The sequence below is a fragment of the uncultured Nostoc sp. genome (assembly GCF_964245575.1).
Lineage (GTDB): Bacteria > Cyanobacteriota > Cyanobacteriia > Cyanobacteriales > Nostocaceae > Nostoc.
Genome location: NZ_CAXTNP010000067.1, coordinates 21452 through 29898 on the forward strand (window position 1 = coordinate 21452; position 8447 = coordinate 29898).

Here is an 8447-nt window from a genome sequence, read left to right on the forward strand (position 1 = left end):
GCGATGGCTTTGCCCGCCGCAGGCATCGCTCGATTATTTCCTAATAACAAATACAAGACCTATTTTTTTCTAATAGAAAAGCCTGTATTGACTGACTGATAAAGCTTTCATAGATTGGCTGCTCGGAAAGTGACAGAAGAGGGGTAAACTCACCCGTTTGAGCTTTGCGTTTCAGCCACAGATGGATGGTGTTGCGGCTGATATTAAATAGCTCACTGGCTTCACATTTTTTAAGCCCATCCATTTCAATGGCCTTGATGACTTTCGCATGTAGATCGTAACTATAGGGTTGAGCCATTCTGAAAACCAGGAGACAGGGCTATGATCACTTTATCTTACGTCTTGATGGAACTGGCGGTTGCTATACAACGAGAGCTAGGAAATCTGTTCCGCGCTCTTGGCAATCCTGACGGGGTTTACGCTACAGTACGAACACCTGAAGCACTCACACCAACAACGTTTGAGCAGTTTGCAAAATATAAACTACTGCCAAACATCTGCTGAATGCCATTATCAATACCTCTGTGACACTGCTGCGATCGCTCCAGGTTCGAGATAGCTATCAAGTCCACGAATCAGTGACTTGAGGTAGAGCTTGGCGATCACGAACCCGTTTTCTTGTGAAATCGTCGAGCAAGCGGATGAGGTGCGGGGAAAGTATGATCAGTCCATAAGGGCGGTTTGGTGGCGAAGTATTCAACTAACGTGTTGAGTAAGCTGCTGTAGGCAGAATGCATCTCCACAAACTTTCGCCAAGCAGATTCTGCATCCTTTAGCACAAAACCCGCCTGTGCTAAACTTGCCCGTGACTGCTCAAATTGTTCGCGATTAACTTCGAGTATGCCTGCTAAAGGAAGTTGAAACAACTGATGCAGATCCAGAACAATACGACAGCCCATTCGGTGCATCAAATACGCTCGACCGCTATGCTCAGTTTGCACGGTAGTAAGCAACAGCGTACAAGCGTCGAGCATTGCACCGAGTGTACTAATCCAGGAATCATCTTCTAGAGTCGAGCGAAAAAACGAGAGAATCGGATACGCGCGATGGCTCTCCAAAATTTCGGCTGCCCAAACTTCCCAATCCCCAATGTCACCAGGCAGTTGGTCAAGAATCTTTAAGCGAGCATAAGTTTCCAACAACGTCACCCCCGATGGAGGACTGCCAGCCCGCGCCTCGACGAGATTGACAAAAACTTCCCGATGCTGTAAACAACTGTAGAGTGAGAATAAAAACGCGATCACAAGCGACATCACAGCTAATCCCGATCCTGCTGCCGCCAGCATCACCACCCGTGCAATCCCGAAGGAGACAAAATCACCAAATCCAAGGGTGAACAGCGAGGTTCCTGCTACGTAAAGGGCACTACCAAAATCTCGAATCGCAGGTTGGATGGAGTCTTGCAGAGCGTACAGGATCAGTCCGTATCCAAAAATCAATACAATCACCCAAACCGTGAGCAGCAGCATCAACGACAACGGCGCGAATATTCCCAATAAATATTCCTGCCGCTTGCCGGCGTGCAAACTTAGTTTTCGCCACGGTAACCAAAATAATCTGATCAGCAGAGATGAAATCCTAAACGTGCGTGGCGAGCGACGAGGAACGATCACCACCTGAAATACATCAAACGACACAATCACAATGATTAAGATACCGATGCTTGCCTCACATATCGCCATCGTTTGATTGCCTGAGTTGGAACTTTTACCTTTGACAAAAATTGTAAACTATGCATGGCAAGATTTTTGAAGATTCTGACTCAAATGGCAGGCTCGAAAAGCTCTAAACTATGTACAATAAGCACTACATTCTCTTCGCTATTGAACAGTGAACAGATGAGTAGCTGACAAGGCGCAGCCCACCTTTAACATCGCTTCGCTGTACCTTGTCAGCAGATAATGCGCTCTCACTCAATTCCAGCAATTACCTGTTGAATCAAGGTTTTTGCAAATGCTACTGTTAAAGGTCTGTGCTTGAGTATTAAGCGATACCACATTGCAGAATAATAAGGGTTTCAGGCGACGTTTCTAAGACTGACAAGAGCGATCGCTTGCCTGGACAGGAGAACGGATCTACAACCCTATTGCTCAAAAAGCAGATGATACAGGCATTCTGGCGGATTGTATCCCATCGGTCAAATGAACGGATGGTAAGCCTTCTAGAAATCTTTTCGCTCTACTGAAGAAAGCGAAACGGGGGGATTGAAGTAAGGACGCATTATTTCTTGTGGCACTTGAGGTGACGCTTGATGACTCGCTAAGACTGCGCTATCGAAATAAATATTTTTTTGTTTTTCCATTGCCAATAGCTGCGGCTTCAGACCTTTTATGCTGAGTGCAATTATTACTTTTTACTCTAAACTGAGTTATTCTAAGCTGAGGCATTGTTTCGGTGAAAGCGATCGCTTCAACGAAGAGGCGTGTGCTAATCATGCCTCAAATCTACCTGTAGGTAGTTTTATCTTTTTCTTATGCCTGAAAGTATAGATCCTTAGTCAAAACTTAAGTTAAAAAATTGGAGGAATCCACAAAGTAATAAAGACTACCAAACTTGAGCGACAAGAAAAATTAGCAGACCAACGGGCGCAACTTAGCCTTCAACTCAACCTGCTGTCTGAGTAAAAAATCGCTAAACTCATTGCCTTAGTTGAGGAATTACGCCAGGATATTCTCAATGTCAGAAATCGCTCTAACCCAGAGGCGCAAATGATGAAGTTCCCGACAGATCCACACGCCATTCTAGATGTATTAGAAGAGACTTTAGCATTAGAGCTAGCAAGTTTTTCGCAGCAAAAAACATCAATTGAAGAATAATTTACTTGCTTTGGTGGTCTGCCAACTCCAAAAATGTTATGAAGCGCGATAAGGAAACCGCCGACTTGATAAGCATTTAGATATAAAAAAACTGAAGCCAAGTCCTGCGCCCTCCGGGCTGGGACAACCTCTACGAAAGACTTTGAAAGATAAACTAGTGAATATTGGCTGGCTCGGTTCAGACAGGGGGAAACCAAGAGTACACGGTGATAAATTCAAACTCAACGATTTCAGTACCTGGTCAAGGCTCTGGCTGTGCTTGGATTTGCTGCACAATAGCATCAATACTTGTATGCCCTTGCCCAGAGCGTAATACTGGAACTAAATAGTTGGCGCTAACAATGAGATATCGCAATTAATAAATAACTTATGCCCAATATATAGTCCCTAGTCGTTTGCAATTATTACTAGCTAATGTTGCTCAATCCTACATCAGCTAGCTAAATTACTAAACTCCTAACTACAAGATATAGGATGTAATAAGTTTTGTTACAGTTTTGCACCTGAAAATTTTAAATAAAAATATATGTATATACGCAGTTGGTATGATTATTTATGACTAAATATAGCTCGTTTGGTAGTTTCATTACTTAAGTAAGAAAGTATAAACATTACTCGTGTAAGATAAATAAGCTGATAATCTCAGCGATTGTATCAAGTAAAAATATAGTTCTATTGGATATGCGATCGCATATCTTTTTAAAATAATGCCAAACTCCAACTTGAAAGATGACTCATTATGGTTCAAAAATGCAATTATCTACGAACTAGGTGTTCGCACATTTGCTGACAGTAATGGTGATGGTATTGGTGATTTTCCAGGGCTGACAGAAAAACTAGACTATTTACAAGATTTAGGTATTACTGCCATTTGGTTGTTACCTTTTTTTCCTTCACCACTCAGAGATGATGGTTACGATATTGCCGATTACACTAGTATCAATCCTATCTATGGCACGTTAGAAGACTTTAAAGCGTTTTTGAGCGCTGCTCATCAGCGCGGTATCCGTGTAATTATTGAGTTAATTATTAACCATACCTCTGACCAACATCCTTGGTTTCAAAGGGCACGTCGCGCCCCGAAAGGGAGTCAGGAGCGAGATTTTTATGTTTGGAGTGATACTCCTGAAAAATACCAAGAAGCGCGAATTATCTTCCAAGATTTTGAGACATCTAACTGGACTTGGGATTCAGTTGCCAAAGCTTATTGCTGGCATCGTTTCTATTCCCATCAGCCGGATTTGAATTATGACAATCCCTTGGTGCGCGAGGCAGTATTTGATGTTCTAGATTTTTGGTTGGAGATGGGTGTAGATGGACTACGCATGGATGCTGTGCCTTATCTATACGAACGGCAAGGAACGAACTGCGAAAACTTACCTGAAACCCATGCGTATTTGAAGGAGTTGCGATCGCACATCGACGCGAAATTTCCTAACCGGATGTTACTAGCTGAGGCGAACCAATGGCCTGAAGATGCAGCTCAATATTACGGTGCTGGGGATGAGTGTCACATGAACTTTCATTTTCCCCTAATGCCGCGTTTGTTTATGGCAGTGCGGATGGAAGATAATTTCCCGATTGTAGATATTCTTCAGCAAACTCCATCGATTCCTGATAACTGTCAGTGGGCATTGTTCCTCCGCAACCATGACGAACTGACTCTAGAAATGGTGACAGATGAAGACCGGGATTTTATGTATGGGGCCTATGCACAAGACCCAATGATGCGGGTAAATTTAGGCATCCGCCGCAGATTAGCGCCGCTTTTGGGCAATGACCGCCGCCAAATTGAGTTACTCAATAGTTTACTGTTATCTCTACCAGGAACCCCCGTACTTTACTACGGTGATGAAATTGGCATGGGAGATAACGTTTATCTAGGCGATCGCAATGGTGTTCGCACACCTATGCAGTGGAGTTCTGACCGCAACGCCGGTTTTAGTCGCACCAACCCGCAACGCTTGTATCTACCTGTCATTGTTGACTCAGAATATCACTACGAAGCACTCAACGTCGAGGCACAACGGACTAATAGCAATTCTCTGTGGTATTGGATGAAACGTTTAATTGCAACTCGCAAACGTTTTCCGGCATTGGGTGAAGGGCGTTTTGAATTGCTACAGTCTAATAATCGCAAAGTTTTTGCCTTTAGCCGGATCGCCTCTGAAGAACATATCCTGGTAGTAGCAAATTTATCTCGTTATGTGCAAACGGTGGCGTTAGATTTATCAACCTTCAATGGGCTACTACCAGTAGAAATTTTTGGTTCCACTGAATTCCCACCGATTACAGAATCGCCCTATTTCCTTAGCTTAAGTCCTTACGGGTTTTACTGGTTCACCTTACAACCTAAACCTAGCTCAACTCAATCTCTTAAACCCCAAGCAGACTTAAGCTATCTGTTGGTAAATGGTTCATGGCAGAATGTGATTGGGCAACGAGAGTCAAAAAGCATTCTAGAATCAACGTTGCGGGATTACCTTTATACCTGTAGCTGGTTTGGCGGCAAAACTCGGACTGTACAATCAACACAAATCATTGAAGCGATTTCTTTACCCTATAACCAGCAGATAGCTCAAATTGTTTGGTTGCAGCTAGATTATAGCCAGGGAAACCACGAAACTTATCTGTTATTTCTCGCCTATGCAGAAGGTGAGCAAGCAACACATCTTTTGGCAGAAATGCCGCAAGCTGTAATTGCACGGCTTGGAGTGCAAGGCAAAATAGACACTCCTCCACCCAATACTCAAGAAGTTGGAATTTTATTTGATGCTTTAGCAGACAAGAACTTTCTCACCTCACTGCTAGATGATGCGATCGCTAATCATCACTCTTATAAAGGGATAACCGGAGAATTATTTGGCACTACTACTGATTCATTCTCCGAATTGCGCCAACAGTTAACCAATCGTGAGCCGATTGTCCTGAATAAAGAAGAACAAACCAATACTTATATAGTTTATGGCGATCGCTTGTTGTTAAAACTCTTCCGCAAAGTCGAGGAGGGTTTGCACCCAGATTTAGAAATCCGGCGTTTCTTATACCAGAAAAAACGCTTGCAACACTCAATTTTCCTAGCTGGTGCTTTAGAGTACCGCCGTGCAAATAAAACAGGCAATAAAACTGCCCTACCCACGACTATAGGCATATTACAAGAGTTTATTTCAGATATCCGCAGTGGCTGGGACTACACCCTTGATAGTTTGCAAAAGTACTTTGATTTAGTGACCACAGAACACGCCACTATTAGCGAAGTGCCTCTGCCATCAGGTTCCTTATTGGATTTACAGAGAATTGAGATTCCAGAATTGGCAATTGCAACTATCACTTCTTACCTGCAAAGTGTTGAGTTGTTGGGTAAATCCACAGCTGAATTCCATATAGCGCTGGCTACAAATATAGATAGCTCAGACTTTGCTCCAGAATCTTTTTCATCACTTTATCAACGTTCGATATATCAAAATGCACGTAACTTAACTGGACAAGTATTTCGGTTGTTAAAAGAACGAGCAAACTACTTGCCAATCAATACTCAACCATTAGCATTAGAAGTTCTTAATAGCCAACAGAAAATCTTAGAACGCTTTCAGTTAGTTGTCGGGCAAAAAATTACTGCATTGCGGACTCGTCATCATGGAAACTACCATTTATCGCAAGTATTTTACACAGGAAAAGACTTTATTATTCCGGATTTTGAAGGCAAAGCAGATCGCAGTTTAAGCGAACGACGCATAAAGCGATCACCTCTACAAGATGTAGCAGGAATGTTGCTATCTTTCAACTATGCAGTTAACGAAGCTCTCCGCTATCAAAAAGAATCTGGGATGATCCTGCCTGAAAATTTACCCCTTATAGAACAATGGGGACAGTTTTGGTATAGCTGGGTCAGTACTAGCTTTTTGAATTCTTATCTAGAAACTGCTAATCAAGAATCTTTCCTGCCAAAGACAACAGAAGAATTAAATGTGCTGCTTTTTGCCTATCTTCTAGAGCAAGCGATTGATGCACTAGGTTGTGAACTAAATAATCACTCTGATTGGGTAGAAATTCCACTCAAATTTATTCTGCAACTATTAAGTAAAACTGCTAATCACAGTTTTTGATAGTACCTGAGGGGGCGACAACAAAGGCTAGGATATTGAAAGAAACTCGATTGCATCAAAATATCTTGAGGCAGATACCCCAAGCGCCGACTTAATAGCGATCGCTCCTGCACCGTATTTTGCTGCGTTAAAAAGTCGCCTTTTCTAGACGCGATAATTTTGTGATTAGACACAAAAAGAAAACGATGAGACAGTTTACCCTGTTTACGCTACTGTATGTAGTAACGGGAGTTTGTCTAACGGCGATTGCGCTTGAGCATCCTCTTATGACTCCAGACTTGAAACCAATTCTGCTAGTCGATGCCGAACTGTCATATCTTTTCGCTGTACTGAGTACCTTTAGGTTTTGGCGTGCGGCTTGACGCCAAAACCAAGTTAGACTGCACCAATAGGCAGCTTAGAAACAGAATTGGGTCGCGATCGCACCCTGCCAATGCCCCAGGTATGTGTTCTGTGTAAGGCTTCCTATCAGCTACCCCAACAGCCTCGCCAACTTGGGAGACTAGGTGTTGGTAGAACTTGCCAACGCTGTCGAGTCCTTGCTGCATTTTCAGCTTCAACCCCAACGAGCTTTGGATAACGCTATTTTTCGTTTGGGAAGTGTCAAGGGATGTTGTGTCAATTACGGCAGTGGTTAACACTTATTATTAGTGCTTATTAGTGCCTGACACCAAATCAGAACTGACATTTTGAGCGCTAGCTAACACAGATGCTTCATCCCAATTTAACCACCCCTTGAAAATCAAATCATGCTCGTTATCAGGGGCAATGAATTGATAAACACACTCTCGATTGTCTCGTGAACCAAGCCGACCCACATAGTCCAGTTTCAAATCAATCTTGTCAAGTAATTATAGAGAAACGCTTTTGGCTGCAAACACTCCTTTGACAAAATTAGCCAATCAGCGAGTCCGGTTTGTATTTCGTCCCACTCAAGTGTATGGTAATCTGCTCAAGCAAACCTTACAGCCCAAATTCCTGCAAAATGGTGTAGATCGTAGTATTGCTCTTGATGTTCTCCGCCGATCGCTACTTAAATCTGAAATTAAACCTGAATCTTGGGCAATTATAGCCGCAGAACAGCAGGCACTAGCACAGTTAGATATTCCTCTGTTTGCTACTCACTTTAATAGTGATGCTTTACCATCAACAAGTAGCATCTTTGATTACACCAGCAAATATTGCTAGCGATCGCAAATTTGATATTGTATCTGGAGCGGCTGGGGCGATTTTAGGATTGTTAACTCTCTATTCTTACATCCCAGATCCAGTAGTTCTAGAGCAAGCAGTTATCTGCGGTCATCATCTACTAAATCACCATAGCGCCAGCAGTAATGGTATCAGAGCTTGGGCTACCCTAGACGAAAAACTTTTGACCGGATTTTCTCATGGTGCAGCTGGTATTGCCTACGCATTACTATGATTGTATGGTGTCACTCAAGATACAATCTTTCTCGCTGCTGCTGAGGAAGCGATCGCTTCTACAGGGTGCGCGAAACACTCAAACGTGAAGGCGGAAGTTCCT

General features: G+C 42.9%; 7 protein-coding genes and 1 pseudogene. 4 read left to right on the forward strand and 4 right to left on the reverse strand.

The genetic code is table 11. The annotated features are described in order from the left end of the window. Positions 1-139: 139 nt before the first annotated feature. A pseudogene (locus ACFFAP_RS13125) lies at positions 140-298 on the reverse strand (IS630 transposase-related protein); the annotation flags it as partial. Positions 299-321: 23 nt separating this feature from the next. On the opposite strand from ACFFAP_RS13125, the gene ACFFAP_RS13130 reads away from it, so the two are divergent. Beyond that, positions 322-504: a hypothetical protein gene (locus tag ACFFAP_RS13130; protein WP_375511630.1), complete on the forward strand. Its 183-nt coding sequence runs from the start codon at positions 322-324 to the stop codon at positions 502-504. 98 nt (positions 505-602) lie between these two features. Here ACFFAP_RS13130 and ACFFAP_RS13135 read toward each other — a convergent pair whose 3' ends face one another. Then, a complete protein-coding gene (locus ACFFAP_RS13135) occupies positions 603-1682 on the reverse strand; it encodes an ion channel (protein ID WP_375511631.1) in 1080 nt (359 codons plus the stop codon). Between the two features lie 1841 nt (positions 1683-3523). On the opposite strand from ACFFAP_RS13135, the gene treS reads away from it, so the two are divergent. Beyond that, on the forward strand, positions 3524-6922 hold the full coding sequence (treS, locus tag ACFFAP_RS13140; protein WP_375511632.1) for a maltose alpha-D-glucosyltransferase: 3399 nt from the start codon (positions 3524-3526) through the stop codon (positions 6920-6922). Positions 6923-7233: 311 nt separating this feature from the next. On the opposite strand, the gene ACFFAP_RS13145 is transcribed toward treS, so the two are convergent. Together ACFFAP_RS13145 and ACFFAP_RS13150 are read right to left on the reverse strand one after the other, a co-directional pair. Next, positions 7234-7563, reverse strand: a complete 330-nt coding sequence (locus ACFFAP_RS13145; protein ID WP_375511633.1) for a hypothetical protein — start codon at positions 7561-7563, stop codon at positions 7234-7236. A gap of 6 nt (positions 7564-7569) precedes the next feature. Next, positions 7570-7755 carry a hypothetical protein gene (locus tag ACFFAP_RS13150; protein WP_375511634.1) on the reverse strand — a complete coding sequence of 62 codons (186 nt, stop codon included), beginning with the start codon at positions 7753-7755 and terminating at the stop codon, positions 7570-7572. A 34-nt stretch (positions 7756-7789) separates the two neighbouring features. Between ACFFAP_RS13150 and ACFFAP_RS13155 the strand changes: the two genes are divergently transcribed. Both ACFFAP_RS13155 and ACFFAP_RS13160 read left to right on the forward strand, forming a co-directional pair. Beyond that, positions 7790-8110: a DUF4135 domain-containing protein gene (locus ACFFAP_RS13155; RefSeq protein WP_375511635.1), complete on the forward strand. Its 321-nt coding sequence runs from the start codon at positions 7790-7792 to the stop codon at positions 8108-8110. Further along, positions 8085-8345: a lanthionine synthetase LanC family protein gene (locus ACFFAP_RS13160; RefSeq protein WP_375511636.1), complete on the forward strand. Its 261-nt coding sequence runs from the start codon at positions 8085-8087 to the stop codon at positions 8343-8345. Before ACFFAP_RS13155 ends, ACFFAP_RS13160 begins: the two co-directional genes overlap by 26 nt. Positions 8346-8447: the final 102 nt, after the last annotated feature.